Source organism: Leifsonia soli (assembly GCF_013408745.1).
GTDB classification, from domain to species: domain Bacteria; phylum Actinomycetota; class Actinomycetes; order Actinomycetales; family Microbacteriaceae; genus Leifsonia; species Leifsonia soli.
Genome location: NZ_JACCBJ010000001.1, coordinates 2,414,891 through 2,440,229, shown reverse-complemented (window position 1 = coordinate 2,440,229; position 25,339 = coordinate 2,414,891). Strand labels below are relative to the sequence as shown.

Annotated in this window: 23 protein-coding genes; 12 read left to right on the top strand and 11 right to left on the bottom strand. The window is 69.2% G+C overall.

Features of this window, described 5'->3' with window-relative positions:
- The first annotated feature begins 127 nt into the window (after nucleotides 1–127).
- From BJ963_RS11795 to BJ963_RS11765, 7 genes are all read left to right on the top strand, one after another.
- Nucleotides 128–301 carry a hypothetical protein gene (locus BJ963_RS11795; RefSeq protein WP_157696883.1) on the top strand — a complete coding sequence of 58 codons (174 nt, stop codon included), beginning with the start codon at nucleotides 128–130 and terminating at the stop codon, nucleotides 299–301.
- A complete protein-coding gene (locus BJ963_RS11790) occupies nucleotides 301–942 on the top strand; it encodes an exosortase/archaeosortase family protein (RefSeq protein WP_179456814.1) in 642 nt (213 codons plus the stop codon). Before BJ963_RS11795 ends, BJ963_RS11790 begins: the two co-directional genes overlap by 1 nt.
- A complete protein-coding gene (locus BJ963_RS11785) occupies nucleotides 939–2,423 on the top strand; it encodes an XrtP-associated glycosyltransferase (RefSeq protein ID WP_179456812.1) in 1,485 nt (494 codons plus the stop codon). Before BJ963_RS11790 ends, BJ963_RS11785 begins: the two co-directional genes overlap by 4 nt.
- Nucleotides 2,416–3,342, top strand: a complete 927-nt coding sequence (locus BJ963_RS11780; RefSeq protein WP_179456810.1) for an Ig-like domain-containing protein — start codon at nucleotides 2,416–2,418, stop codon at nucleotides 3,340–3,342. The genes BJ963_RS11785 and BJ963_RS11780 overlap by 8 nt, the downstream gene beginning before the upstream one ends.
- Nucleotides 3,343–3,459: 117 nt before the next feature.
- Nucleotides 3,460–4,101: a hypothetical protein gene (locus BJ963_RS11775; RefSeq protein WP_179456808.1), complete on the top strand. Its 642-nt coding sequence runs from the start codon at nucleotides 3,460–3,462 to the stop codon at nucleotides 4,099–4,101.
- Nucleotides 4,098–5,174 carry a non-hydrolyzing UDP-N-acetylglucosamine 2-epimerase gene (gene wecB / locus BJ963_RS11770; RefSeq protein ID WP_179456806.1) on the top strand — a complete coding sequence of 359 codons (1,077 nt, stop codon included), beginning with the start codon at nucleotides 4,098–4,100 and terminating at the stop codon, nucleotides 5,172–5,174. The genes BJ963_RS11775 and wecB overlap by 4 nt, the downstream gene beginning before the upstream one ends.
- A gap of 199 nt (nucleotides 5,175–5,373) precedes the next feature.
- Entirely contained in the window at nucleotides 5,374–5,706 is a 333-nt protein-coding gene (locus BJ963_RS11765) for a hypothetical protein (protein WP_179456804.1), read from the top strand.
- Between the two features lie 25 nt (nucleotides 5,707–5,731).
- Here the strand turns inward: BJ963_RS11765 and BJ963_RS11760 are convergent, their stop codons facing one another.
- The 5 genes from BJ963_RS11760 to BJ963_RS11740 form a co-directional block, all read right to left on the bottom strand.
- A complete protein-coding gene (locus BJ963_RS11760) occupies nucleotides 5,732–7,990 on the bottom strand; it encodes a LuxR family transcriptional regulator (RefSeq protein ID WP_179456802.1) in 2,259 nt (752 codons plus the stop codon).
- Nucleotides 7,962–9,641 carry a glycan biosynthesis hexose transferase WsfD gene (gene wsfD, locus BJ963_RS11755; protein WP_179456800.1) on the bottom strand — a complete coding sequence of 560 codons (1,680 nt, stop codon included), beginning with the start codon at nucleotides 9,639–9,641 and terminating at the stop codon, nucleotides 7,962–7,964. The genes BJ963_RS11760 and wsfD overlap by 29 nt, the downstream gene beginning before the upstream one ends.
- Before the next feature lie 143 nt (nucleotides 9,642–9,784).
- Nucleotides 9,785–11,116 (bottom strand): ABC transporter permease family protein, encoded by a 1,332-nt coding sequence (locus BJ963_RS11750; RefSeq protein WP_179456798.1) that lies wholly within the window; start codon nucleotides 11,114–11,116, stop codon nucleotides 9,785–9,787.
- The gene (locus tag BJ963_RS11745; RefSeq protein ID WP_179456796.1) at nucleotides 11,113–11,823 is read right to left on the bottom strand and encodes an ABC transporter ATP-binding protein; all 711 of its coding nucleotides are present in this window, start codon (nucleotides 11,821–11,823) and stop codon (nucleotides 11,113–11,115) included. Before BJ963_RS11745 ends, BJ963_RS11750 begins: the two co-directional genes overlap by 4 nt.
- Before the next feature lie 98 nt (nucleotides 11,824–11,921).
- Nucleotides 11,922–13,400, bottom strand: a complete 1,479-nt coding sequence (locus BJ963_RS11740) for a glycosyltransferase (RefSeq protein WP_179458121.1) — start codon at nucleotides 13,398–13,400, stop codon at nucleotides 11,922–11,924.
- A 399-nt stretch (nucleotides 13,401–13,799) separates the two neighbouring features.
- On the opposite strand from BJ963_RS11740, the gene BJ963_RS11735 reads away from it, so the two are divergent.
- The 4 genes from BJ963_RS11735 (at nucleotide 13,800) to BJ963_RS11720 (ending at nucleotide 18,785) form a co-directional block, all read left to right on the top strand.
- Nucleotides 13,800–14,795, top strand: coding sequence for a hypothetical protein (locus BJ963_RS11735; protein ID WP_246298042.1), 996 nt, complete (start codon nucleotides 13,800–13,802; stop codon nucleotides 14,793–14,795).
- A gap of 744 nt (nucleotides 14,796–15,539) precedes the next feature.
- Nucleotides 15,540–16,853 carry a betaine/proline/choline family ABC transporter ATP-binding protein gene (locus tag BJ963_RS11730; RefSeq protein WP_179456794.1) on the top strand — a complete coding sequence of 438 codons (1,314 nt, stop codon included), beginning with the start codon at nucleotides 15,540–15,542 and terminating at the stop codon, nucleotides 16,851–16,853.
- The gene (locus BJ963_RS11725) at nucleotides 16,850–17,770 is read left to right on the top strand and encodes an ABC transporter permease (RefSeq protein WP_179456792.1); all 921 of its coding nucleotides are present in this window, start codon (nucleotides 16,850–16,852) and stop codon (nucleotides 17,768–17,770) included. Before BJ963_RS11730 ends, BJ963_RS11725 begins: the two co-directional genes overlap by 4 nt.
- A 115-nt stretch (nucleotides 17,771–17,885) precedes the next feature.
- Nucleotides 17,886–18,785: a glycine betaine ABC transporter substrate-binding protein gene (locus tag BJ963_RS11720; protein WP_179456791.1), complete on the top strand. Its 900-nt coding sequence runs from the start codon at nucleotides 17,886–17,888 to the stop codon at nucleotides 18,783–18,785.
- A 62-nt stretch (nucleotides 18,786–18,847) separates the two neighbouring features.
- Here the strand turns inward: BJ963_RS11720 and BJ963_RS11715 are convergent, their stop codons facing one another.
- The 3 genes from BJ963_RS11715 to BJ963_RS11705 form a co-directional block, all read right to left on the bottom strand.
- Nucleotides 18,848–19,540 (bottom strand): CE1759 family FMN reductase, encoded by a 693-nt coding sequence (locus BJ963_RS11715; protein WP_179456788.1) that lies wholly within the window; start codon nucleotides 19,538–19,540, stop codon nucleotides 18,848–18,850.
- A gap of 53 nt (nucleotides 19,541–19,593) precedes the next feature.
- On the bottom strand, nucleotides 19,594–20,781 hold the full coding sequence (locus tag BJ963_RS11710; RefSeq protein WP_018192380.1) for an LLM class flavin-dependent oxidoreductase: 1,188 nt from the start codon (nucleotides 20,779–20,781) through the stop codon (nucleotides 19,594–19,596).
- Nucleotides 20,782–20,905: 124 nt separating this feature from the next.
- Nucleotides 20,906–21,787: a LysM peptidoglycan-binding domain-containing protein gene (locus BJ963_RS11705; RefSeq protein ID WP_246298041.1), complete on the bottom strand. Its 882-nt coding sequence runs from the start codon at nucleotides 21,785–21,787 to the stop codon at nucleotides 20,906–20,908.
- A 105-nt stretch (nucleotides 21,788–21,892) separates the two neighbouring features.
- On the opposite strand from BJ963_RS11705, the gene BJ963_RS11700 reads away from it, so the two are divergent.
- Nucleotides 21,893–22,813, top strand: a complete 921-nt coding sequence (locus BJ963_RS11700; protein ID WP_179456786.1) for an EamA family transporter — start codon at nucleotides 21,893–21,895, stop codon at nucleotides 22,811–22,813.
- Here BJ963_RS11700 and BJ963_RS11695 read toward each other — a convergent pair.
- Genes BJ963_RS11695 through BJ963_RS11685 form a run of 3 tightly spaced genes read right to left on the bottom strand, consistent with a single transcriptional unit; the run spans nucleotide 22,810 to nucleotide 25,200 of the window.
- Entirely contained in the window at nucleotides 22,810–23,754 is a 945-nt protein-coding gene (locus BJ963_RS11695) for an ROK family protein (protein ID WP_179456784.1), read from the bottom strand. The two genes, BJ963_RS11700 and BJ963_RS11695, sit on opposite strands and share 4 nt — an antisense overlap.
- Nucleotides 23,754–24,479, bottom strand: a complete 726-nt coding sequence (locus BJ963_RS11690; RefSeq protein WP_343037268.1) for an N-acetylmannosamine-6-phosphate 2-epimerase — start codon at nucleotides 24,477–24,479, stop codon at nucleotides 23,754–23,756. Before BJ963_RS11690 ends, BJ963_RS11695 begins: the two co-directional genes overlap by 1 nt.
- Nucleotides 24,460–25,200, bottom strand: a complete 741-nt coding sequence (locus BJ963_RS11685) for a carbohydrate ABC transporter permease (protein ID WP_246298040.1) — start codon at nucleotides 25,198–25,200, stop codon at nucleotides 24,460–24,462. The genes BJ963_RS11690 and BJ963_RS11685 overlap by 20 nt, the downstream gene beginning before the upstream one ends.
- Nucleotides 25,201–25,339 lie beyond the last annotated feature (139 nt).

The window sequence follows — 25,339 nt, the reverse complement described above, 5'->3', positions numbered from 1 at the left end:
CCCGCCGGGCGCCGCGAAACCGCCTGCCTAGGGTTTCACTCGTTCATCCCGGCTGGCCACACCCGATCCAGAGCACCACCCGCAAACACCCGAATCAGGCCGGCCGGTGAGAAAGGTTTCCCTGCTCATGTACAACACGTTGCCCCCCAGTGGACTGGGTGCAGGCGGAGTGCTCGCCTCGACCGGCGTTCCGCCGTTCCAGGTGGTGGGTCTCGCCATCATCGCCCTGAGCGCCGCCCTCGGAGGCATCCTCCTGCTCCGCATCGCCCAGAGGCGCCGCGCCCAGCGAGAGGCACGCTGATGACCGGTGCCACCGTAGGAGGCGCGTCCGTCACCCGGCGCGCTGCGCGGGTGCGGCAGAACAGCCTGCGCCCGCTCGGCACGCTGAACCGCGTGTTCCGCTACCTGGTGGGCCTGGGGCTGCTCGCCGCCGGCGCCTACTTCATCATCATCCAGGAGCAGTTCCGCTCCCTGGAGGCCGCGGTGATCACCGCGCTGCTCAAGCCGTTCCTGGGTGCCGGCGTCTTCCAGTTCGCCGACCAGTTCGTGATCAAGCTGGACCCGCTGCACTACCTGGGTCTCCAGATCACCGTCGAGTGCACGACGCTCGTCCTTCTCACCCCGATGCTGCTGTTCTCGGCCGCGGTGCTCATGTTCACCCGGGTCACCTGGCCGCGCTGGGTGCTCGCGACGGTCATCGGCTTCGCGATCGTTGCGGTGGTCAACGCGATCCGGATCGCTCTCATCGCCTTCTCGACCCTGTGGTGGGACGAAGCGGGCTACGAGTGGTCGCACATCCTCATCGGCACACTCGTCGCTCTCCTCGGTCTGGTCGGAGCAGCCCTCCTGATGCTGCGCATCATGAACGGCCCCCGACGCCGGTCTCCGAAGGCCGGGAAGAAGAAGACCAGCGGTCCCGGCGCCGAGCAGGTGTCGCCATGACCCTGTTCCTCAGTGTCGCGTCGACCGCTCTGGTGATCTCCTTCCTCAGCTACGTCACGCTCATCCTGGTGCCGTTCATCAAGCGCACGCCGGAAGAACCTGGCGATCCGGATCGGTACGACTGGCACTTCTTCGTGCCCTGCCGCGACGAGGAAGCGGTCGTCGAGGCCACGATCGACCGCCTCCGCAGCCGCTTCCCGGATGCGCATGTCTGGGTGATCGATGACGACAGCGACGACGCGACAGCGTCCATCGTCGAGTCTCGTGCGACCCGCGACGACATGGTGCACCTCGTGCGACGCGTCCGTCCGGACGCGAGGACGGGCAAGGGACCGGCGCTCAACTCCGCCTACCGCGTCTTCCGCGACTGGCTGCCCTCGAGTGCCGATATGGATCGCACCATCGTGTGCGTGATCGACGCCGACGGGGAGCTCGCCGAGAACGCCCTGGCGCAGGCCGCCGGGAACACCGTGTTCGGGGATCCGCAGGTGGGTGCGGCGCAGGTGACGGTCCGGATGAAGAACCGCAACGACACGAAGGCCGCCGACGGTACACCGCTGCCGCGGCTGTCCCGCTTCCTCGTCCGCATGCAAGACCTCGAATTCCGCACGATCATCGCGGCGATGCAGACGCTCCGCGGTCAGACCCGCACGGTGGGTCTCGGCGGCAACGGGCAGTTCACCCGGCTGGCCACGCTCGACGCGATCGACCGCGAGAAGGGACAGCCGTGGCACGGCTCCCTGCTCGAGGATTACGAGCTCGGCGTGCATGTGCTGCTCGCCGGTTATGAGATCCGGCACATCCACGACACGTACGTCGAGCAGGAGGGCTTGGTCGACCTCCGGCGCTTCCTGACCCAGCGCACGCGGTGGGCGCAGGGAAACATCCAGTGCTCCCGGTATCTGAGGGATATCCTCCGCTCGCCGCATTTCGGGCCGGGCGGTGCGATCGAGTCGGCGTACTACCTGCTGCTCCCGTTCCTGCAGCTGCTCGGCTTCGTCACCTGGGTGCTGCTCGGCATCGCGATCATCAGCGGCATCGCGGGCTACCCGGGTGGCCCCGGGCTCTGGCTGGCCGACAACTGGTGGCTCGTCGGCGTCTACCTCGTCGTCGGCGTCGCGCCGTTCGGTGTCTGGGGACCGGTGTACCGCAAGTTCTGCGAGCCCGACGCATCGTGGGCGCAGGCCATCGGCTGGGGGCTCGGCTCCTGGATCTACAGCTTCTACACCTGGGCCAGCTCGACGCGAGCCTTCGCCCGGGTGGCCATGAACCGCTCCGGGTGGGCCAAGACCCGCCGCAACGGAGAACACCATCGTGCACCCCGCCTCGCAGAGACGCGAACCCGGCGCGGGCGCCACACAGCCTTCGGGAGCTCGCCCAACGCGACTCCGGGGAGGGGGGCCCATAGTGCTCACCCGCACGGGCAGACCCGAATTCTGCCCGCTCATTCCGCAACAACAGGAGAAAAGACTCATGCATAACTCAAAGAAGAAGACGGGCCGCAAGGTCCTGGCCGGCGCGGCCATCGGCGTCGCGTCGATCGCCATGGTCCTGGGTGCCGCCACGGCCGCGAATGCCGCAACCGGCGGCATGAACGCGGGCGTGACGAACCTCCAGGTGATTCCGACGTCACCCGCAACCTCCTTCGCCACTCCGGGAACCAACGGGGTGCTTCGATTCAACACGGGCGATGGGACGGCGACCAAGACGGCGACCTTCGCTCCCGGAACGACCTCGACCGCCGGCCGCTCGTTCACGCTCCCGGCAGGGCTCAAGTTCCTCCCGGCGGCCTGTGCTCCAAACACGGCCACCTACACGTGCACCATCTCTGCGGATGGACGCACCCAGACCACGTCCAACTCCATCGTGATTGGTCCCACGGATCCTGCCCTCATCGACACCACAGACTATTCCGCAACTACTCGTGACTTGCCGATCCAGTCGACGGGAATCATCTCGGGCAACGTGACCGCCACATTCACGCCGTACACCGGCCTGACGACCGCTGCCGGCTCGGCGACCCTGCCGCAGTCGCAGATTCCGGGAGCGGGCTCCGGGTTCACGGCGACCGGTGCGACGGGTCCGGACGCGAACGGTGACTACACCCTGACGGGCACCGCCCAGCCGGGTGCTGAGATCACGGTGAAGGACTCGACGGGTTCGACCGTCGGCACGACTACGGCTGACGCCAACGGCAACTGGTCGGCGACCATCCCCAGCGGCGTCACCCCGCCGCTGTCGATCACGCAGAAGGTCGGTAACGACGTCAGCGCGCCGATCGAGTTCAACACGGCCCCGCTGCCGGTCATGAACGGTGTGGTCGCTGCGGGTGCGATCGCGCTCGCGGGTCTCGGCTTCGGAGGCGTCCGCCTCTTCCGCCGGTCCCGTGTGACGGCCTGATCCGTCCCCAGGATCGGGCACGGGGATGGTGCGTCTCGCAGGGGGCGCACCATCCCTGATCCCACAGCCCGGCAGTACCCACGACAGCCGATGAGAACCACTGCGGAGGTGACAGACGTGACAACGTTGCGACCGGCGACCCGCGGCGCACACCGTCTCGCGCACCACGCGACGAAGACGGCGCTGGCCGTCGGCAGCACCCTCGCCAACGCGGCGGTGGTCGCGCTCGGCGCGACCATGCTGTGGCTGACCGCCGGGACCACGGTGATCACGGGGGACGGCACGCAGCTCACCGTGATCTTCTTCTGCTGCGCGCTCCTCCACGCCCTCGCGACGGTGCTCCTGCACCGGCTGTCGCGGGCGTCCGAGATGACGGCGACGCTCGTCGCCGTCATCGCGCTCAGTGCGGGAGTCGCACTGCTGGTCGCCTTCTATCTGCTGACCGGGCTCTACTTCTCGGGGTGGGTGGCGGCCTTCGCTTCGCTGTTCGTCGCGGCGTCGTCCGTGGTGTCCGCGATCATCGGCATCCTCATGGCGAGCACCGGCCGGTGGATCCTCCACCTCATCCCCACCGCCGCCGGGATGGCCGGCTTCGTCATCACCAACGAGCTCTGGCTGAGCAACGGGCTGCTGGTCGGCCTGCTCCTGTTCGAGGTCGGATTCGTGGTCTGCGGCCGATTCTTCACGATGATCTTCCTCGTCGCCGGCCCCGACGTCCTCACGGGCGGCACCGTCTACCACGATCGGAGGGCGCGATGAGCGACGACATCGCCGTCGTGCTCGGCACCCGACCCGAGATCATCAAGCTGGGTCCGGTGGTCCGCGAGCTGGGACGCCGCGCCCGCGTCATCCACACCGGGCAGCACTGGGACGACACGATGTCCGGCCAGCACCTGCGCGAGCAGGGTCTTCCGGAACGCATCGAGCACCTCACCGGCATCGGGGGCGACCCGCGCGTCGTCCAGATCGCCGCGGGGATCGGCCAGCTGGCGATGGCGTTCCAGGAGCGCCGGCCCCGCGCCATAATCGTGCAGGGCGACACCAACAGCACCTCGATCGGCGCGCAGACCGGCAACTACCTCGGGATCCCGGTGATCCATGTGGAGGCGGGCCTCCGCTCGCGCGACCGCGACATGCCGGAGGAGATCAACCGGCTCGTCGTCGGAGCGGTCGCCGACATCCACTGCGCGGCGACCCCGCACAACGCGGCCAACCTGCTCTCCGAAGGCGTCGACGCCGACCGTATCGAGATCACCGGCAACACCGTCGTCGAGGCCACCCACCGAGCGCTGCAGCAGTCGGCCCCGCAGATCGACCTGCAGACCGACGGGCCGTTCATCCTGGCCACCATCCACCGTCCGGAGAACACGGACGATCCGGCCGCCCTGCTCCGCATCCTGCGCGCCCTCACCCAGCTGCCGCTCCCCGCGGTCTTCGTCGCGCACCCGCGGACGATCGCGGCGGCCCTCCGCTTCGAACTGAGCGACTGGCTGAACGGAATCGACCTGCTCGAGTCGGTCAGCCACACTCAATTCCTGCACCTGGCCCAGCGCGCATCCCTGATCGTCTCCGACTCGGGTGGCATCCAGGAGGAGGTCACTGTGCTCAAGAAACCGCTGCTGGTGGTCCGCAACTCGACAGAGCGGCCCGAATCCATCCACGCCGGCTTCGCGGTGCTCGTGAAACCGGACGAGTCGATCGAAGCCGCGGCACACCGGATGCTCGGCAACCCGGACCTGCTCACCCGGTTGCAGGAGACGCCGTCACCCTACGGCGACGGCGCAGCGGGCCGGCGGATCGCCGAACTCGCGCGCCGCCTCGCCGCCGGCTGACCCACCGACCCCACCGACCCCACCGACCCCACCGGCCAGGCTTCGGGCAGCCCTGGCCGGTGGTCCACCACCGACCGTAAGATGCACCCGCGGCCGAACCCGACGTCATCCGATCCTCGTGATGCGCCCCCGCCGGGTCCGCGGTGGAATGAAAGGCGACAGGCGGCCCCGCCGCCCGCAGATCGTGAGGAGCGACTCCGTGGAACACAGCGACATCCTGCGGCGGCTGGCCATCCACGACCCGGGTGTCTTGAGCGTCGCATTCACACGAGACCCGGCCGAGACACCACTCTCGCAACGGGACGCCGCGCTCGTCCGCTTCGCCGCCACCGTCGCCACCGGAGCAAGCAGCGCGTCCTTCTCCGCCACCGTCGACGAGGCCATCAGCGCGCAGCTCACGGTGCCCGAGCTCGCGGACGCCCTGTTGGCCATCACACCGACCGTGGGCCTGCCCAGAGCCGTGTCCGCGGCCCAGCACCTCCTCGTCGCCCTCGACCCCGACGACGACCTCGGCGCTCCCGCCGACGCCTAGGACCTTCCGGCGCCCCGGCCGGAGCTCAGCCGAGCAGACCGACCTCCGCGGCCCGCTCCACGGCCGCGCTGCGCGTCGTCACGCCGAGCTTCCGGTAGATCGCACCGATCTGGGTCCCTGCCGTATTGCGGCTGACGAACAGGCGCGCAGCGATCTCCGCGATCGTCAGGTGCGTCTGCAGGAGCGGGAGCAGCCGCAACTCCGCCGGGGTCAGCGGCGATGGGCCGAGCACCGCGGAATTGCGTCGCACGTCCTCACGCAGATCGTCGACAGCGCCCTCCAGCGCACCCAGCCCCGGCCGGAGCCACAGCACGTCGTCGATCTCGTGCAGCAGATGCGCGGCGGCTGCGGGATCCCCCAGCGCCAGGTGCGCGCGGCACAGCTCGATGCGCACCTCCACCGCGAGCACCGGCACCGCGTAGGTGCACGCCCCGCGGTCCCGCATGGCGGCCGTCACCAGCCGTTCGGCGGCAGAGCGGTCGTACCTGCGCAGCGCGCGGCGCGCCGCAACCGCCCGCGCCAAGCACGCGGCAGCGGTGCCGTCCAGGCCGGCCGCGTCCACCGCGCCCAGAGCCCGGTCGAGGTGGCGGTCGGCGTCGGCGCGAGCACCGGCGTCGAACGCGAACCGCGCCAACTCCGAAGCACTCAGCACGAGCGTCGTCGCGTGTCCGGCAACCGCCGCCAGCCGGCACGCCTCCTCGAACTCGGCGAGCGCCCCGGCCGGGTCGCCGCCGAGGCGAAGCGTCCAACCGTGCAGCAGCAGCGCATGATCCCGCCACTCGCCCGACATCGGCTCACGTTGCAGAGCGCACGTGGCGTCGTGCACGGCGCCACCGAGACCGTGCCGCCAGAGCAGGACCCGCAGCAGCGCGCGCGCCGACGCGAACGGCGGAAACCCGGGAACCGCCGGCCCCGCGAAGGTCCGGCTCCCCAGCAGATCGTCCCACCGGTCGGCCTCACGCGGGCGGCCATCGAGAGCGGCCCACCAGCCGGCGACCACCATCAACGGAGGGAACGCCGCGATGGCCGCGTCGCCCAGGTCGCCCAGCCAGCGGTCGACAGCCGCGCGATCGCCCGATTCGCCTGAACGGAATGCGCACTCGGCCACCAGACGCGCCGCATGCTCGCGATCGCCTGCCGCGAGCAGGTGATCGATCGCCGGAGGAAGACGGCCACCGTCCTCGCACCGGCGGGCGGCCGCCCGGTGCAGCTCGCGTTCGCGCGACGGCTCGGAGCGTGCCAGCCCGCCGAGCAGGAACTCGCGGAACAGCGGATGGTAGCGGTACGCCGTGCGGCGGACGTCCAGCGGCGCGAGCAGAAGCCCCCGCGACTCCAGGGCACGCAACCGCTCGGCCGAATCCGTCCGGCCGAGCACGGCGTCGCACTCGGCCGGGACGATCGGGTCGAAGACGGCGGACTCGCGCGCGAACGACAACTCGTCGGCACTCAGCGACGCGACGACCGCGCGCTGCAGGAACTCGGCGACCGGGCCGTCATCCCCCAGAACCCCCAGCGGGTCGCCACCGTCCCGAGCGATGATGGCGGCGAGCGCGATGCCGGCGGCCCACCCCTCCGTACGCTCCCGGAGGCGCACCGCGTCGGCCTCCGAGAGCGTCGGCGCGCCGACGCCGTCGAAGACGCGCCGCATCTCGACCGCGTCGAGCGCGAGATCGGCAGCCCCCACATCCGCGACGCGACCGGCGACGCGGAGGCGGGACAGGAAGGGCTGCCGGATGCGACCGGCCACCACGAGCAGTGACCCCGGCGGGATGCGCGCGAAAGCCACCTCCAAGACGTCCTGGCAGGCGTCGGCCGCCGCGTGGTCCGCGTCGTCGACGAGGACCACGAAAGGGCGATCGATGGCGACGATCAGCGCCTGCAGCCGGACAGCGGTGCGGGCGAGGACGCTCCGCCCCGACCCCGGATGCGCGGCGATCGACGCGAACTCGACGTGCACGCCGAGCCCGTCAGCGGTCCCGGCCTCGTTCACGAGCGCCCGCGCGAACGCGGCCGCGACGGACGCGGTCAGGGTCGCGGGGTCGGCATCGGCGGCCGAGAGCGGCACCGGGATGCCGAGCCGGCCATCCCGTCCGGCCCACTGCTCCAGCAGCACCGTCTTGCCGTAGCCCGCGGGCGCCACCACCGACACGGCGGACATCGGAGGGCGCCCGCGACGGATGATCGCGGACCGGTCCGCGGGCGCTGCGAAGGAGGAGATCGGCGCGTCTCTCCGTGAGGCGTCCGCCACCCCCGAGTCACTCGGGCGGGGGTGCGTCTCCTCCATGCGGGGAGTCTAAAGCGGCGCGTCTACGGCCGACAGGCAGAGGGATGTCGGGCAGATGCAGGGCGCTCGCGACGAGGAAGACCGTCGCGATCGACTGCGCTTGGACTCCGTAGACCATGTGCTTGGTGTTCTCGATCGCCTCGCCGAACGCGGCCGTGAAGAACTGCACGATCGCGAAGGACACCATGAGGACGGCGGCGGAGGCGAAGGCGCGACGTGGTGACCCCGGCGTACTCCGGACGATGAGCCGGACGCCGATCACGGCGAGCGCGATCCAGACCAGGGCGAGCAGCGGGAGCCCGCCCCACGACAACGCCCGCGAGAATTCCGCGACCGGCGAGACGTCCATGGACTGCGCCGCATGACCGCTGTCGGCGGTGTAGCTGCCGAGGTAGCCGGGTCGCGCCTTCCAGAAGTCGACAGCCGCCTTCTGCGCGATCGCATACGCACGATCGGGATGCGCCAGCAGGAATCGTGCCGCCACCTCGTAGGTCATGAGGTGCTTGTACTTCTCCCACTCCGGAGACTGCATGATGCTGTCCTTCACCCACACGGAGTCGCCGGCGAATTTCGAGAGCTCCTCGGGGAGACCCATCTCGCGGAGATCCTTCGCGGGATCGTCGCTGGCGCCCAGGATCCCGACGGAGATGACCTCCCACGGATTGATGGCCTGGAACTCCTTCGGGTTGTCGGCCAGCATCCACCCGACAGGAGCGAGGAGCGCTGCCGCCAGCGCGATGCCGAGGACTCGCCCCGCGCCGGCGCCGGCCAGCCGCGCCGGACGCCACCAGCGCACCCCGCCGTTCGACGGTCGCCAGCGCAGGGTGACGCACAACAGGAAGACGGCGAGGGGGACGAGCAGCGTGACCCCCTGCGTCTTGGAGGTGACCGCGAGGAGCGACCCGACCCCGACCATCGCCAGCCCGACATACTGCTTCAGACCGCTCGTGCCGACGAGCACCGCACCGACGGAGATGATGCCGACCCCGAGGATGCCCGGGAACTCGCCGAAGTTGCTTCCGGCGTAGTTCGCCCAGGCCGGGTCGGTGAGCACCAGCCAGAAAGCGCCGGCGAGCAGGACGCGGGACAGCGCGCCGCGGCGTACCGCGAAGGCGAACGCCCCGACGAGAGCACCCATCACCACCGTGTAGCCGAGGATGGTCCAGCGCAGGTCGACATGCCCCGGCGCACCGCCGAGCGCCTCCGTCAGCCAGCGATTCGCCCGCAGGAGCCACACCTGGCTGGACGGATAGGCGACGCAGTCCTTCACCGCGCCCGGCATCCAATCGAGGATGGCGAACGACCACGCCCGCGGCAGGGACGCGTCGGTGGGCACCAGGCCCAACTGGCACACGTAACGCTGGCCGTCGCCGTTGTCCGCCAGGCCGGTCACCGTGGGCCAGAGCGTGCGGAGCACGGTGAGCAGCCAGGCGATCACACCGATGAGAAGGCTGCCCAGCGCCGGGCTGCGGAAGGGGTTGCGGCTGCGGTCGCCGCCCGGGACTCCGTCGCGCCGGCTGCGATCGCGCCGCCCGCTTCGAGACCGACGGTCGCGCGGGCGGCGGGTCTCGGCCACCATGCCCGGGGTCGCCATCATGTCCGGCGGCTCGGAGGGCTCGGGGGTCGGTTGGGCGGCGGCGATGTTCGACACTTGCGTACTCTAGGTACCGACTTTCCCGGAGCGATCGGGTCTCTCCTCAGTGCCGTAGCGAAGATCGTGCACTTGAGTAGAAACGCCCGACCGTTCCGCGGTCCAGCCCGGCGCGCTGAGTAGTACCGAGGTGACCTCCGTCCTCAGAGGCTCGGCGACGGCTCCGCGAGCACCCGTCTCAGCACGGGCCGCGTCGCGCGCAGCGCCGCCCACACGAGGAGCACGCCCGCGGCGAGACACGCCGCGACGCTCACCAGGGTGAGGGGAGACAGCAGGAGGCTCGCCCCGGTCAGCGGGAACACCACGACGGCCGCCGTCACCGCCGACCCGATCGCGGTCACCCGCAGCGGGGACATCACGGCGCGGCTCCTCGCGGCGTTCATCTCGCCGACGGGCATGCCGATCCGGTCGAGGCTCACGTAGAGGTCGCGGCGGTCGAGGATAGCGGCCGCCTGGTTCACGCCCGCCGAGCAGGCGACCATCAGGAACGACGCGATGACCGTGATGAGCACGCCGGTGCGGATGTCGCCGACCAGCAGCCGCGACTGGGGGTCGCCCGAGTCGCCCGCCGCATCCATGAGTGCGACCCCGACCCCGGCGAAGACGGCCATGAAGCTCGTCATCGCGACGCCGGACACCTGCCGCCAGGCGGCCTTCGGCGATTCGAGCACCGCCCGGGCGGCCAGGAGCCGGCGGGCGGTCCGCGCCCGGCGGGCCTGCCCGGTGGCGACCACCCGAAGCACCCACGGCCCCACGAGGTTCAGGACGGCGATGCTCCCGCCGAATCCGACCGCGAGGACGACCATGACGATCCCGATGTCGGCCGCGGCACGCAGTGCGGTCATGGCGACGGCGACGAGCACCACGACTCCGATCGCGATCAGGGCGCGGACCCAGTGCACGCGTGGCGCCTGCTGACGCGTCCGGACGCCGAGCGGCGACAGGATGACACCGCGCAGCCCGACGACAGCGCTCAGGGCCGCCAGTGCCCCGACCGCAGCGACGGTGACCGCCATCCACAGCGGCGACAGCAGGATGGACATTCCGAGCGGCTCACCGCGGAACGGGATGAGCGCGACCAGCGGAGATGCCAGGAGGGCCAGCACGACGCCGGCGATCGCGCCGGCCACGGCCAGCACGGTCGACTCGATGACCGTCAGTGCGGTCACCAGGGCGGGGGTCGCGCCGAGCAGACGGAGACTGGCGAGCCGGTCGTCTCTCCGTCGCGCCGACAGCCGGGCCGCCGAGCCGCCGAGCGCGACCAGCGGAACCACCAGCAGCGACAGCGCGATGACCGCGAGCACCTGGTAGAGGCCGGCGATGTCGTCGGTCCACGAGAAGAACGCCTGTGCTCCGCCCGCCACGATGAGAAGCAGCGCCGTCACGACCGCGAACGCGACGACCGGCAGCACGACGGTGGAGCGGGCGGAGACACTGCGCCGGCCGAACAGCCAGGCGAGTCGCAGGGTGGTCATCGCGTGCTCACCTCGTCCACGATGCGTCCGTCCGCGAGGCGCAGAACGCGCGAGCACCGGGCGGCGACCGTCTCATCGTGCGTGACCACGACCAGCGACCGCCCGCGTTCCGTCGTCGACCGGATCAGCGCATCCATCACCTCCGCCGACGTCTGCGAGTCGAGGGCGCCGGTCGGCTCATCGGCGAACACGACGGCGGCGCCGGTGGTCTGGGCACGGGCGATCGCCACGCGCTGCGCCTGGCCCCCGGAGAGCTGGCCGATGCGGCGGGTCTCGTAGCCGGCGAGACCGAGCGCGGCGAGCCACATGGCCGCGGTCTGCTCTGCGGCGCGACGGTCCACCCCGGTCAGCATGAGCGGGAGCGCGACGTTCTCCACGGCCGTCAGCTCGGGCAGCAGCAGCCCTTGCTGGAACACGAACCCGAACGCCTCGCGCCGCAGACGGGAACGGCCCGCCTCATCGAGTGCGGTGATCTCGAGCGGGCCGGTCGCGGTCGCCAGCGACACCGACCCGCTGTCCGGGGCGACGATGCCGGCCAGGCAGTGCAGCAGGGTGGTCTTGCCCGAGCCGGAGGCGCCCATGATGGCGACCGACTCGCCGGGTGCGACGCGGAAGTCGATGCCGGCGAGGGCGACGGAGGGGCCATAGGTCTTGGTGAGCGCGCTGGCGACGATGGCCGGGGGCGCTGCCGTGGGAGCTGAGGTCATGATCCCACCCTGCCCGCGTGGCGGCGCGCGGGCATCGGCCGGGAGGCTCATCGCCGGGCGGGCGCGTCATCCGCAGGATGTCATCCCGCGGTACCACCTCAGCCGGCGGCGACCCGGCCGACCTTCTCCGTCTTGTCCCAGCGCGCCTCGGCGCCGGCGAGCTCCTTCAGGTAGGAGTCGAAAGTGATCGCGCAGAGCAGGGAGCCGTACCCGGCGAGGTAGATCAAAGCGGGTGACAGCCAGCGTCCGGCGCGCACCTTCTCCGCTTTCCGTGCCAGCCAGGCGACCACCATCGAGAACGGGATCCAGATGTAGATCGCCAGCGTGATCGCGAACAGGGCCGGTTCGCTGAGGGTCACGCCGAACAACCCGGGCAGCCACACCAGCATCACCGGCGGGAAGAGGGCGGTGAGCATGACCAGCATGTTGACGATGCCGGGGAACAGCAGGACGTTGCCCAGCTCGTGCCTCGTGGTCTTGCCGTCGGTCTGCGAGCCGAGGATGAGGACGAACAGGTAGGCGAGCGCCGCGGTGATCCAGAGCACCCGGAAGACCGTTGTGGCGATCTCATCCTGCAGGAACAGCAGGCCGGCGAGGCCGACCGACGACAGGATCATGATGAGCGGGAGCAGCCACAGGCTGAACCAGACGATGCCGAAGCTGATGTCGCCCAGGTGGTGGAGGCGGGACGGGCGGAACCACACCTTCGAGTAGCGCGCCGTCACCGTGACGTTGCCGCGCGCCCAGCGCAGCCGCTGCTTCCACAGCGCATCCACCGTGCGGGGCTCCTCGGCGAGCACGCGCGCGTGCGGCTCGAAGACGACCTTCTTGCCCAGCAGCTGCGTCTCGAACGTGGTGATCGTGTCCTCCGCCAGCGAGGAGGTGTCGATGCGGGCGCCGATCGCGAGGAGGTTCTCGCGGGTGTGGAGCTGCGCACCGCCCGCGAGGCAGGCCTGCGCCCCGAGGACGTTCTGCGCTCGGCGAGCGGCGGGCTGCGACAGTACATACTCGACGCTGACGAACTTGGTGAGGTAGTTGCGGTCGCGGCTGCCCTCGCTGATGTACGCCGACACGGCGCCGACGTCGGGGTCGGCCAGGTGGCGGGTCATCCGGCGCAGCGACTCGGGGGTGTAGATGACGTCGGCGTCCATGATCAGGAGCGCTTCCATCCAGTCGTCCTCGAGCACCTTCGCGATGCCGTGGTTGAGCGTGTGCGCCTTGCCCTGGCCGCCCTGCTCGCGTCGGAGCAGGTGGACGTTGCCGGGGTACTGCTCCGCCCGGTCGCGAACCACATCCGGGGTGTCGTCGGTGCTCGCGTCGTCGACCACGTAGATGCGCAGCGATTCGCGGGGATAGTCGAGCATCATCAGCCGGTCGATGGAGGCGCCGATGACCGCGCCCTCGTTCCAGGCCGGGACGATGATAGCCACGCGCGGGAGGTAGGGTGCCGCCTTCCCGTAGTGGTTGACCCACGCGTGGAACGGGATGACCACGAACGTCGCGGCGGCCGCGACGACCGGGATGAGCCCGGTGAGCGCGAGGACGAGGCAGACGACCACCCCGATCGCGTGCAGCACGCTGAGAATGTCCAACCCCGAGACCTCCCTGTTCTACCCAGCAGACTACCGCGGGCCGGCGCAATCACTCCCAAGACAGACGAGCCGCCATGCGCTCCGCGCTACCGTCGGGCACCGGAACTGCTCCCGGGGCTGGTCGAATGGACCGACCGCGTGCACCGCGCCCTCGTCGAGACCTGAACACCCCTTCGACCGGCGAGTCCCCGCCGAGCAGGCGCAGCGTCGAGCGTTGCTGAAAAAGTTCACGGCTCTGCGTCATGAACTGAGGCTGGCTGTGTCTCAAGGAGTAACAGGCCTAACCGACCGGGAGTAGTGAACTGCCGACCGTTCCGGTTTGCCGGGTGACGGACAACCCCAGTTCATTTCGTTCGGTGTTGAACGAAGGGAACGAACGACTCAATGAAGAAGTTTCGTGTACTGATGTCAGCCGCAACGCTGGCCGGGGTCTGCGTTATCGCGGCAAGCCTGACCGGGTTCGCCGCGCTGGACGCGGAGGAGGTCAACGCAGTGGATGCGGTGGCCGCGATCCAAGGTGTCGCGCCTGAGTCGCTTTCCGGCCTTGCCGCGACGAGTAGGGACAGCTTCACCGCCGCGGCCGCCACCGTCGAGGGCGGCAGGGTTGTGGTCCCGGCTGACCCGACCGACGGCCTCTCGCTCGGGGACTCGGTTCAGATCGGTTTGCCGTTTGCCCAGCACGCGTCCGACGCGACGGACTCGCAGCTTCCGGGCGTCGTGGCGTACGACAACAAGAACGGCTCGACCACCGTCCCGCTCATCAAGGCTGACGGAACCCTGCAGATCAATACGGTGATCGACAATGCCAACGCTCCGAGACGGTACGACTACCCGATCGGCGTTCCCCAGGGGGCGACCCTCACGCAGGATGCGAACGGTACTGTTGCGGTTGTCGCAGCGGACGGGTCGCCGCTGCGGGTTTTCGGTGAAGCCTGGGCGAAGGACGCTAATGGTCAGGCCGTGCCGACCAACTACGAGGTGCACGGGAGTACCGTCACCCAGGTGATCGAGTTCACCGAGCACACCGCGTTCCCCGTCGTCGCTGACCCGTCGACCGGTGTGTACTCGTACAACTGCGTGCTTCAGAAATGGCAGCAGCTACTTCCTTCAGCCGGGGACCGCGCTCAACACATGCAAAGGTTCGTATCTGCAGAAGTACATCAACGGCGCAAAGGTCCAGACCATCGCGCTTACCGGCTACGGAACTCCCGCCAACCCCAAGGCGTTCGGCACCCCCGACTGTTACATTGCGATCGGTGTTGGGCTGGGAACGCTCTATGGTCCCGGCTGGTTGGTCCGCTTCCTCTCCGGTGCGATCGGATACGTCGCTACCCAGGGACTGCCCAATATCACTGCTTGTCGAGGATGAGAAATGAGTAAGTCGCATGACCTTCCCCGTTGGATGAGGTGGTCGTTTGGTTTGCCGCGGCTCTGGACCGGATTCGCTTGGCTTGGTCTTGCAGCATGCGTGACCGTCTTTGCTATCACGTCCAACAACACCGCTTCGTATGTTTTCGCGGGGTTGGCCTGCCTGTTCGGTGTGATCTTTATCCTCATCGCCACTCACGATAAGAAATACAGGGTTGGGCGATACCGGCGTCTCGACTGACCGCCCGTTCGCGGGAGATCCCTCGTACCGCGGGTGGATGCTGACGGGGAAGTAGTGGTCCGGCTCGTCGCGCGAGGCGCCACGAGCATCACGAGGGTTATCAATGACAAGGATCAGTTCATATCGATCGTTATGTGGTAACGAATCGGTAACACCGCGCATCCGCATGCTGGTGCGGATGTGCGGGGGTCAGTCGCCCCACATACTGCCTGAAAGATGACTCGTCACCTGCGCGGGCGTCGCGCATTTGATACGGTGCTTGACGGCCTCGTACCCCAAACGAGGTGTTTTTCCAACCAGTCCGCGAGCGTGTGAGCGACCAGTTCGAACCTCACGCGAGCGTATGGTCCGACGATGGCGGGTGCGGTCCCGAATACCGCACTGGCAGCGAGCCGGCCGTGGTGGCGTGTGAAGCCCCACGGATCCGTGAGCTCGCCGCTCCCATCGCGACCCGGCCCGAGAACTCGAAAGCCGCGGAGACGGACGAAGCGTCGCCGCATGCTTACGGAGACGATGTGACCGAGACTTACGCCGTCGAGGCGAAGAATGTGTACAAGGTGTTCGGGCGCAACCCGAATGATGCCGTCCGCCGCCTGGCCGAGGGCGAGAGCCGCCGTGCGGTCTCCTCGGCGGGCACCGCGGCGGTGATCGACGCCTCCTTCCAGGTGAACGCTGGCGAGATCTTCGTGGTGATGGGCCTGTCCGGCTCGGGCAAGTCCACGCTGATCCGAATGCTCAACGGGCTCCTGGAGCCGACGAGCGGAAGCGTGCGTATCCAGGGAACCGAGATCGCGGGCCTGCCCGCCGCGAAGCTGAGGGACGTCCGCACGAAGAGCGTCTCGATGGTGTTCCAGCATTTCGCGCTGCTCCCGCATCGCACGGTGATCGACAACGTCGCCTACGCCCTCGAGATCCAGGGCATCGCCCCGGCCGAGCGGCGTGAGCGGGCGCAGAAGGTCATCGACCGCGTCGGCCTCAGCGGCTGGGAGGGCAAGCTTCCTCACGAGCTCTCCGGCGGCATGCAGCAGCGCGTCGGCCTCGGCAGGGCGCTGGCGGCCGACACCGACATCCTGCTGATGGACGAAGCCTTCTCGGCGCTCGACCCGCTGATCCGCCGCGAGATGCAGGAGCAGCTGCTCGAGCTGCAGAGCGAGCTCGGCAAGACGATCGTCTTCATCACCCACGACCTCAACGAGGCGATGTACCTCGGCGACCGCATCGCGGTCATGCGCGACGGGCGCATCGTCCAGGTCGGGACTCCGGACGACATCCTGACGGACCCGGCGAACGACTACGTCGCGCAATTCGTCCAGGATGTCGACCGGGCCCGCGTCCTCACCGCCGAGGCGGTCATGGAGCCCGTCCGCTCGGTGGTGAGCCGGTCGGCGGGTCCACGCGCAGCGCTCCGCACGATGCGCGACCTGCAGACCTCCGCGGCGTTCGTCGTCGGCAACAACCGTGTCCTCCGCGGCGTCGTCCGCGACCGCGACGTCATGCGCCTGGTGCGGGAAGGAGACGCCGACCTGGATTCGGTCCTCCTGCACGACCTGTCGACCGTCGAGCGTGAGGCGACGCTCGCCGACGTGCTCGAACCGGCCGTCGGAAGCGACCTCCCGGTCGCGGTGGTCGACGGCTCGCGCCGACTGCTCGGCGCCATCCCGCGCGTCACGCTGCTCGCCGCGCTCGGCAACGTCCCGTCGAACACCGCCGAACTGACCGTGGTCGATCCGCCGGCGACCATCCCCGTCGACGTGGTGACCGAGACTCTCCGGATGACGGCGACCTCCGCCGCCCTCGAGGGAATCGCGACGGAAGGAGAAGCGCGATGAATGGATTCCGGATTCCACTCGGGCACGGTGTCGAGCAGTTCGTCGACTTCTTGACGTCGGCCCTCAAGGGTGTGTTCGACGTCATCAGCACCGTCCTCGGATCGTTCTACGAGGGTGTGGACTGGATCTTCGCCACGCCGCCCTTCTGGGTCGTGATGGTGGCCCTCGTTGCGCTCGGAGTGTGGAGACGCGGCTGGATCTTCGGCATCGGCACGCTGATCGGCCTCGTCCTGATCCTGGGCGTTGACCAGTGGGAGAACACGATGCACACGATCTCACTCACTCTGGTCTCGACGATCATCGCCATCGCCATCAGCCTCCCGCTCGGCATCTGGATGGCGCGCTCCTCCGCCGCTTCTGCGGTGGTCCGGCCCATCCTCGACTTCCTCCAGACGATGCCCGCTTTCGTCTATCTCATCCCGGCGATCATCCTGTTCAGCGTCGGCGTCGTCCCCGGCATCGTCGCGACCATCTTGTTCGCGATCGCCCCAGGAGTGAGGCTGACCGAGTTGGGCATCCGCGAAGTCGACCCCGAGGTGGTCGAGGCGGGGCAGGCCTTCGGCGCGTCTCCGACTCGCATCCTGCGCCAGATCCAGCTCCCTCTGGCCCGGCCGAGCATCATGGCCGGCGTCAACCAGGTGATCATGCTCTCCCTCTCCATGGTCGTGATCGCCGGGATGGTCGGCGCGCCCGGGCTCGGCAGTCCGATCGTCGCGTCGTTCCAGACGATCGATGTCGGGCTGGGCTTCGAAGCGGGATTGTCCGTCGTGATCGTGGCCATCCTGCTCGACCGCCTCACCGGATCGCTCGGCGGACCGCGAAAGCATCGCCTGCTGCCTTCGCGTCGCGCGTCGCAGATCGAGGCTCCGGCCACCACCGACGAGGAACCGCTCGCTGCGGCGCCGGTCCGCGCGTAACGCTCCCACCTCCCGACCTCGGGCGGCACCCGCCGCCCGTGGTGCGGCGCGCGTGCACTCCGCCCGTCGCCGCATCGTCACAGACCGCCCGGACCAGACGGGCCGAAAGGACAGAATGAAGAAGCGTCTCATCACCACCATCGCCGCCGGGGCTGCCGCGGCACTCGCCCTCGCCGGTTGTTCGGCGGGAGCCGAGGCCGACGGCGCCGGACCCGGCAACGGTGACAAGACCGACCTCACGATCAACGTGTTCAGCGGGTGGGCCGAGGATGTCGCCGTCTCCAACGTGTGGAAGGAGGTCCTCGAGAGCAAGGGCTATGACGTCACGCTCACGACCACCACGGCGGGCCCCGGCTTCACCGGGCTGAGCCAGGGGAACTACGACGTCAACTTCGACGCCTGGCTCCCCAGCACCCACAAGTCCTACTGGGACAAGTACGGCGACAAGCTGGAGAATCTCGGGGCCTGGTACGACAAGGCGCCCCTCACTCTGGCCGTCAATAAGGATGCGCCGATCGACTCCATCGACCAGCTCGCTGCGAACGCCGACGCGTTCGGCAACAAGATCATCGGCATCGAGCCCGGCGCGGGCGAGACGGCGATCGTCAAGGATTCCGTCATCCCCCAGTACGGTCTGACGAAGATGGACTTCGTCACGTCGTCGACTGCGGCGATGCTGGCCGAGCTCAAGAAGGACATCTCCAACGGCGACAATGTCGTGGTGACCCTCTGGAAGCCCCACTGGGCCTACAACGAGTTCCCGCTGAAGGATCTGAAGGACCCGAAGGGCGCCCTCGGAGAGCCGGACAGCATCAACACGATCGTCCGGAAGGGCTTCACGGACGACTACCCGGCGCTGGCGAAGTGGTTCGGCAGCTTCTCGTTCCCCGACGACAAGCTGTTCGACCTCGAGAACAAGATGTTCAACAGCGGGGCCGACGAGTCCGAGTATCCCCGGATCGTGAAGGACTGGCTGGCGGACAACAAGGACTTCGCCGACTCGCTCACGAAGTAGGCACAGCTGGACAGGACGACGGGCCCCGGGAGACCGGGGCCCGTCGTTGCGTCTGCAGTGCCCTACCGGCGGCCGCCCGGCAGCGTCCCGCCCGCCGCGAGGCGCATCAGGTCGGAGCCGAGGTCGATGCCGAGCTCGTTGCCGCCGGCCGAGCCGAACTCGTGCTGGTAGCTGTCCCAGGAGGTGTCCGTGATCTTGGCCTCGACCTCGGACTCCATCAGCACCACCAGCTCGCGCGCCGCGCGGTCGATGCGCTTGCCGAGGGCCTTGTCCTGCCAGTCCTCGGTGGAGGCGAAGACGGAGGTCGGCGTCGTCATGGTCCGCAGGAAGGCGAACAGCGACCGCATCTCGCCGTCGACGACCAGCGCGTGGCGGGCCGTGCCCGCGGTCGCCCCGAGCACGACCGGCTTCGCGATCAGCAGGTCGTTGTCGAGCACCTGGAAGAACGAGGTGAACAGCCCGCTCGGTCCCGCCTTGTAGACCGGGGCGGTGGCGATCATGCCGTCGGCCGACTTCAGCGCCTCGATGGCCTTGGTGAACTTCGGGCCCAGGTGGCCGGACGCCAGGGCGGCGCCCAGCTCCGGGAGGAGCTCACGCAGGTCGAGGTTGAGCGTCTCGACCGTGCGGCCGTCGCGCTGGGCGGCGGCCTCCACGCGGAGGGCGAGGCGGTCGGCGAGCATCTTGGTGGACGACGGGTCGCTGACGCCCGCATTCACCACGACCACGCGGAACGGCCGCAGGTCTGATGTGTTCATGGTCTGTCCTTGTCTCGATCGATGGGTCGGTGATCGGTGGATGCTGCCCGGCGTCAGAGCGCCGGGTAGCTCACCTCGACCTGCTCGTCGGTGTCCTGGTAGGGCGATGCGCCGGTGACGTTGTCGCCGCGGTTCGCGTTCGGGCGCGGCTGGCGCGGGTCGGCGTCTCCGTACTTGGCCTTCACCAGCGACGCGTGGGTGGGGGCGTCCGGGGTCTCCGGGTCCTTGCGCGCCTCGGTCTCCTTGCGGAGGACGGGGATGACGTGCTCACCCAGGAGGTCGAGCTGCTCCAGCACGGTCTTGAGCGGCAGGCCGGCGTGGTCCATCAGGAACAGCTGGCGCTGGTAGTCGCCCGCCCACTCGCGGAAGGTCAGCGTCTTGTCGATGACCTCCTGCGGGCTGCCGACGGTCAGCGGGGTGGCGTCCGTGAACTCCTCCATCGTCGGGCCGTTGCCGTAGACCGGGGCCTCGTTGAAGTAGGGACGGAACTGGTTCTTCGCGTCCTGCGAGTTCTTCGCGATGAAGGCCTGGCCGCCGAGTCCGACGATCGCCTCCTTCGCGGTGCCGTGGCCGTAGTGCTCGAAGCGCTCACGGTAGAACGCGATCAAGCGCTGGAAGTGCTCCTTCGGCCAGAAGATGTTGTTGGCGAAGAATCCGTTGCCGTAGAAGGCGGCCTGCTCGGCGATCTCCGGGGTGCGGATGCTGGCGTGCCAGACGAACGGCGGAACGTCGTCGAGGGGGCGCGGCGTGGAGGTGAAGCCCTGCAGCGGGGTGCGGAAGCGTCCCTCCCAGTCGACGACGTCCTCGCGCCACAGCCGGTGCAGGAGGTTGTAGTTCTCGAGCGCGAGCGGCAGGCTCTGGCGGATGTCCTGGCCGAACCACGGGTACACCGGGCCGGTGTTGCCGCGCCCGACCATCAGGTCCATGCGGCCCTTGGACAGGTGCTGCAGCATCGCGTACTCCTCGGCGATGCGCACCGGGTCGTTCGTGGTGATCAGGGTGGTGGATGTGGTGACCGTCAGCCGCTCGGTGAGGGCGGCGATGTGGGCCAGCAGCGTCGTGGGGGACGACGAGAAGAACGGCGGGTTGTGGTGCTCGCCGATGGCGAAGACGTCCAGCCCGACCTCCTCTGCGTGCTTCGCGATCTTCACGATCGCATCGATGCGCTCCGCCTCGCTCGGCGTCTCACCGGACACGGGGTCGCGGGTGATGTCGCTGACGGAGAAGATTCCGTACTGCATGACTGGCTCCTCTTGTTGTTCTCGCCGTTTCTATGCAAACGCATACAACGCGAAAGGCGACGAGGTATTCCCATCCTGGTCCGCCCGGGTCCGTCAGGGTAGGGCGGCTGCGCGAAACCGCCGGTCAGAGGGCTTGCGGATCGAGGTTCAGCGACTGATTCTCCAGCAGGTTGAGGCCGCCGTCGTACGCGCGACCGCTCGGGTTCAGCCAGAGCAGATCCTGCGAGCTGATGCCGAACCGCTGCGCAACGCCGTCGAACGTGTCCCCGGCCGCCACGACATACCGCGCGGGAGCGCCGGAGGGGGTCGTCTTCGAAACACTCCCTGCCGCGCCCGCACGCGCACCGCCGTCGACAGGATGGACGTTGGTCGCCCGCTCGGGGATCGACCAGCGGACCGTGTTCACCGCGAGCACCTTGTCCGGGCCGAGCTCCACGGGCACGCCGTCGGGCGACGCGACGGACGAGTAGGTCACCAGGGTGCCGAGGTAGGACGGGTTGCCGATGTAACCCAGCTGGACGGTCGAGGCGGCGGCCGCGTCGCCCGTGGGGCCGCCGAGGGCGTGGTCGGCGACGCCGTGCCAGGTGAGGCCGTCCCCGACCTGTGGCGGAACGTCGATCAGCGTGACCGAGATGGGCACCGGGACGCTGGAGGTGAAGCCGGTGTACTGAATCGAGTACGTGTTGTCGCCGTTCGACACGATCCGGTAGTGGAAGTGGATGCTGCCCTTGGGCGACGCGACACTCGCCTCGGCGACGGTGGTGCCGGACGGGACGGGGGCGAGGGTCGGCGGCGGACCCGGGGGAGTCGTCGGCGTCGGCGTGGCGCTGGGCGTCGTCGACGGCGGCGCGGAGTGCGTCGGCTTCGGCTTCGCCGTCGTGTGCCGCGCGACCGGCTTCGCCTGCGCCCCTCCGTCGAAGAGCGCGCAGCCGGACAGTGCGATGACGAGCGCGACGAGCATCCCCGCGGCCGCAGCGGCGCGGACGCGCCTGTTGGTTCGATACATGGTCCCCCCCGGGGGAACGCTATCAAATACCGGGTGGCCGGATCTCATCCATCCGTGTCCGATTTCCGCACGCGCTCGCCCGACGCCACCCGCTAGCGTCGAGGGGTGAAGGTCGCTGTGCAGTTCGTCGCCATGGGTCTCGTCTGGGGCGCCAGCTTCCTGTTCATGAAGGTGGCTCTCGGCGGTGTGAGCTTCGGGCAGGTCGCCTGGGCGCGACTGGTGTTCGGAGCTCTGACCCTCGGCATCATCGCCCTCGTCATGCGGGTGCGGCTGCCGCGCGAGCCGATCGTCTGGCTGCACTTCGCGGTCGTCGCTGTGACCTACTGCGTCATCCCGTTCCTGCTGTTCGCCTGGGCCGAGCAGTACGTGTCGTCCAGCCTCGCGAGCATCTACAACGCCGTCACCCCGATCACGACGGCGATCCTCGTCACGGCCGCGTTCCGGGTCGAGAAGCTGAACCGCGACCAGGTGCTCGGCGTGCTGATCGGCGTCGTCGGCGTGGTCGTGGTGGTCGGGCCGTGGGCGGTGGATGCGCTGGGCGGCAGCCTGTGGGGCCAGCTCGCCTGCCTCGGAGCCGTCACCTGCTACGGGTTCAGCTTCGGCTACATCCGAAAGTTCATCAGCCCGCGGGCGGTGTCTGCGACCACGAGCGCGTTCCTCAACATCGGCTTGGCGGCGGTCATCATGATCCTCCTGACGCCCGTGGTCGCGTGGCACCCGATCACCTTCAGTTGGCCGGTGCTGCTGTCGCTCCTGGCGCTCGGCGCCCTCGGCACCGGTGTCGTCTACATCTGGAACATGAACGTGCTGCGCGCGTGGGGGCCGACCGCGACATCCGGGGTCACCTACGTCACGCCCGTTGTCGGGGTCGCCCTCGGCATCCTCGTGCTCGGTGAGCACCTGACCTGGAACGAACCGGTGGGCGCCGTGATCGTGCTCGCGGGCATCCTGCTCACCCAGCAGCGCGTCCGGCTGTTCACCCGGCGGCAGGCCGAGCTCGCCGCCCAGGAGGCCGCGGCGCGCTAGCTGCGCGCCGGAGACCCGTCTGCCTCCGTCGCCGGAAGGGACTCGAACGCGAGCCGGCCTGCACCGATGAGTGCGGCGTCGGGTCCCGATCGGGCAGCCGCGACCCGCACATCCGCGAAGGGCGGCCGCAACGACGCGCGGAGCCGCTCAGCGAGCGGATCGATGAACAGGGCACCAAGGCCCGACACTCCTCCTCCGAGCAGCACGGTGCCGGGGTCGACCGTCACGACTGCGGAGGCGAGCGATTCGCCCAGGTCCTCGGCCGCGACCCGGATCACCTGCGCTGCGATGACGTCGCCTTCCGCCGCCAGCCGTCCGATCGAACGCAGATCGCGCGCGCGGCCGGTGAACTCGGCGTAGGTGAGCTCGATGCCCGGGCCGCTGGCGAAGGCCTCGACGTGATCGGCTCCCCCGCACGAGCACACGCGGTGCCGTGCCGAGGGGATGCGGACGTGTCCTACCGAGCCCGCCATGCCCGACGCTCCGAGCAGCACCATGCCATCGGCGACCACGGCGCCGCCGATGCCCGTCCCGACGGCGACGAACAGGAAACGCTCCAGGCCCGACGTCGTCCGCTCGCCCGTCGCCGCCGCATGGACATCGTTCACGACCACCACGGGCGCCCCGAGTCGCGAGCGTAGGCCGCCGGCCACGTCGGTTCCGCTCCAGCCCGCCAGATGGTCGGTGGAATGGACGACGACACCGTGCTCGTCGAACGCCCCCGCGCTGCCGACGCCGAAAGCATCCGGCGTGATCCCCGTTCGTTCGGCGATGGTCGCGACCAGGGCGGCGGCGGTGTCCAGCACGATCTGCGGTCCCGCCTGCGCCGGCGTGGGCGTCTCGGCGCGGTGTGCCAGGCTCCCATCCGGCCGAACCACAGCGGCGGCCGTCTTCGTCCCGCCGATGTCGATGCCGACGACGACGGGTCCACGTGCCGGCATCAGGTGCTGCGCGGCGTCGCGGCCGCGAATCGCCGGGTGATGGCGATGGGGTCGGTGATGGCTCCGCCGACGACCACGGCGAACGCGCCGGCGTCGAAGGCGCGAGCGACCTGCTCCGGGGTCTGGAAGCGTCCTTCCGCCAGTACGCGAACCCCGCGCGAGGCGAGCTCCGCCACGAGTTCGATGTCCGGGCCGGGGTCCATCCGCGAGTACGGCGTGTAACCCGAGAGGGTGGTCCCCACGAACGCCGCACCCGCGTCCCAGGCCGTCAGCCCCTCGTCGAGGGTCGACACGTCGGCCATGATCGGCACCGGCACCGCCAGGACGGCGGAACGGACCCGCGAGGCGACATCCCCGGCGACCTCGGCGGTGGCGTCGACCGCGACGACGTCGGCCCCTGCCGCGGCGAGCGCGATGACCTGCTCGTCGGTGTGGGTGATGATGTTGCGCCGGGGGCCCATCCGCTTGTCGAGCCCGATGACCGGGACATCCGTCAACGGCCGGACGGCCGACACATCGTCCGGCCCGTTGACGCGCAGGGCGACCGCACCGCCCTGCAGCGCGCTCGCCGCGAGCCGTGCGATCGTCGCCGTGTCGCGCATCGGCGAGCCCTGCTGGGCCTGGCACGAGACGACGAGCCCTCCTTCGATCGCCGCGAGAGCGCCGAGCCGACCGTCCGCGGTGCGGGCGAGGGCTCCCTCGCTGCTACTTGAGTGCGCCTGCACTGATACCCCCTACGAAGTAGCGCTGGAAGACGACGAAGAGCGCCAGCGCTGGAATGGTGAACAAGACGGATGCCGCCATCAGCGGACCCCATTCGACGTTGTGCTCCCCGAAGAAGGAGTACAGGCCGATGGACAACGTGTATTTGGAGGCGTCGTTGAGGTAGATCAACGGATTCAGGAAGTCGGTCCACGCCCAGACGAACTGGAAGATCACCGCGGTGATCAGGGCGGGCCGCGCTTGCGGGAGCACGATCGACCAGTAGATGCGGAATTCCGAAGCGCCGTCGATCCGAGCGGCCTGGATCAGCTCATCGGGCACCGACATCAGGAACTGGCGCAGCATGAAGATCAGGAACGGGGTTCCGAAGAAAGCCGGGGCCACGAGCGGGATGATCGTGTTCGTCGCTTGCAGTCCGTTCCACATCAGGAAGAGCGGGATCATCGTCACCTGTGGCGGCAACATCATGGTCGCCATCACGATCACGAGGAGCGGACGCTGCCCCCGCCACCCGATCTTCGAGAGGGAGTACGCGACGAGCGGCGACGCGATCAGCATCCCGAGCACCGAGAGGGCTGCGATGACGACGGTGTTCCACAGGTACTGCCAGAACGGGATCTCCTCGAACACCGCCACGAAGTTGTCGAGTGTCCACTCCTTCGGCCAGAGTGCCGGCGGCGAGCTGAAGATGTCCGCCGGGAGCTTGAATGCGGTGCTGAGCATCGCAAGGAACGGAAAGACGAAGAGGAGGGTCAGCCCCCAGACGAGTGCGTAGCGGCCCGCGGTTCGCGCTGGCCGCCGCCGGCGCCGGCGCGGTTCGCCCTCGCTGTTGGTCCACGGGGCTCGGCTCGGAGCCTGCGGC

Excerpts from the sequence above, each read along its gene's own strand:
- BJ963_RS11795 (WP_157696883.1), top strand. The coding sequence starts at position 128 with ATGTACAACACGTTGCCCCCCAGTGGACTGGGTGCAGGCGGAGTGCTC.
- BJ963_RS11790 (WP_179456814.1), top strand. The coding sequence starts at position 301 with ATGACCGGTGCCACCGTAGGAGGCGCGTCCGTCACCCGGCGCGCTGCG.
- BJ963_RS11785 (WP_179456812.1), top strand. The coding sequence starts at position 939 with ATGACCCTGTTCCTCAGTGTCGCGTCGACCGCTCTGGTGATCTCCTTC.
- BJ963_RS11780 (WP_179456810.1), top strand. The coding sequence starts at position 2,416 with ATGCATAACTCAAAGAAGAAGACGGGCCGCAAGGTCCTGGCCGGCGCG.
- wecB (WP_179456806.1), top strand. The coding sequence starts at position 4,098 with ATGAGCGACGACATCGCCGTCGTGCTCGGCACCCGACCCGAGATCATC.
- BJ963_RS11760 (WP_179456802.1), bottom strand. The coding sequence starts at position 7,990 with ATGGAGGAGACGCACCCCCGCCCGAGTGACTCGGGGGTGGCGGACGCC.
- BJ963_RS11750 (WP_179456798.1), bottom strand. The coding sequence starts at position 11,116 with ATGACCACCCTGCGACTCGCCTGGCTGTTCGGCCGGCGCAGTGTCTCC.
- BJ963_RS11745 (WP_179456796.1), bottom strand. The coding sequence starts at position 11,823 with ATGACCTCAGCTCCCACGGCAGCGCCCCCGGCCATCGTCGCCAGCGCG.
- BJ963_RS11735 (WP_246298042.1), top strand. The coding sequence starts at position 13,800 with ATGAAGAAGTTTCGTGTACTGATGTCAGCCGCAACGCTGGCCGGGGTC.
- BJ963_RS11725 (WP_179456792.1), top strand. The coding sequence starts at position 16,850 with ATGAATGGATTCCGGATTCCACTCGGGCACGGTGTCGAGCAGTTCGTC.
- BJ963_RS11720 (WP_179456791.1), top strand. The coding sequence starts at position 17,886 with ATGAAGAAGCGTCTCATCACCACCATCGCCGCCGGGGCTGCCGCGGCA.
- BJ963_RS11715 (WP_179456788.1), bottom strand. The coding sequence starts at position 19,540 with ATGAACACATCAGACCTGCGGCCGTTCCGCGTGGTCGTGGTGAATGCG.
- BJ963_RS11710 (WP_018192380.1), bottom strand. The coding sequence starts at position 20,781 with ATGCAGTACGGAATCTTCTCCGTCAGCGACATCACCCGCGACCCCGTG.
- BJ963_RS11705 (WP_246298041.1), bottom strand. The coding sequence starts at position 21,787 with ATGTATCGAACCAACAGGCGCGTCCGCGCCGCTGCGGCCGCGGGGATG.
- BJ963_RS11695 (WP_179456784.1), bottom strand. The coding sequence starts at position 23,754 with ATGCCGGCACGTGGACCCGTCGTCGTCGGCATCGACATCGGCGGGACG.
- BJ963_RS11685 (WP_246298040.1), bottom strand. The coding sequence starts at position 25,200 with ATGCTCAGCACCGCATTCAAGCTCCCGGCGGACATCTTCAGCTCGCCG.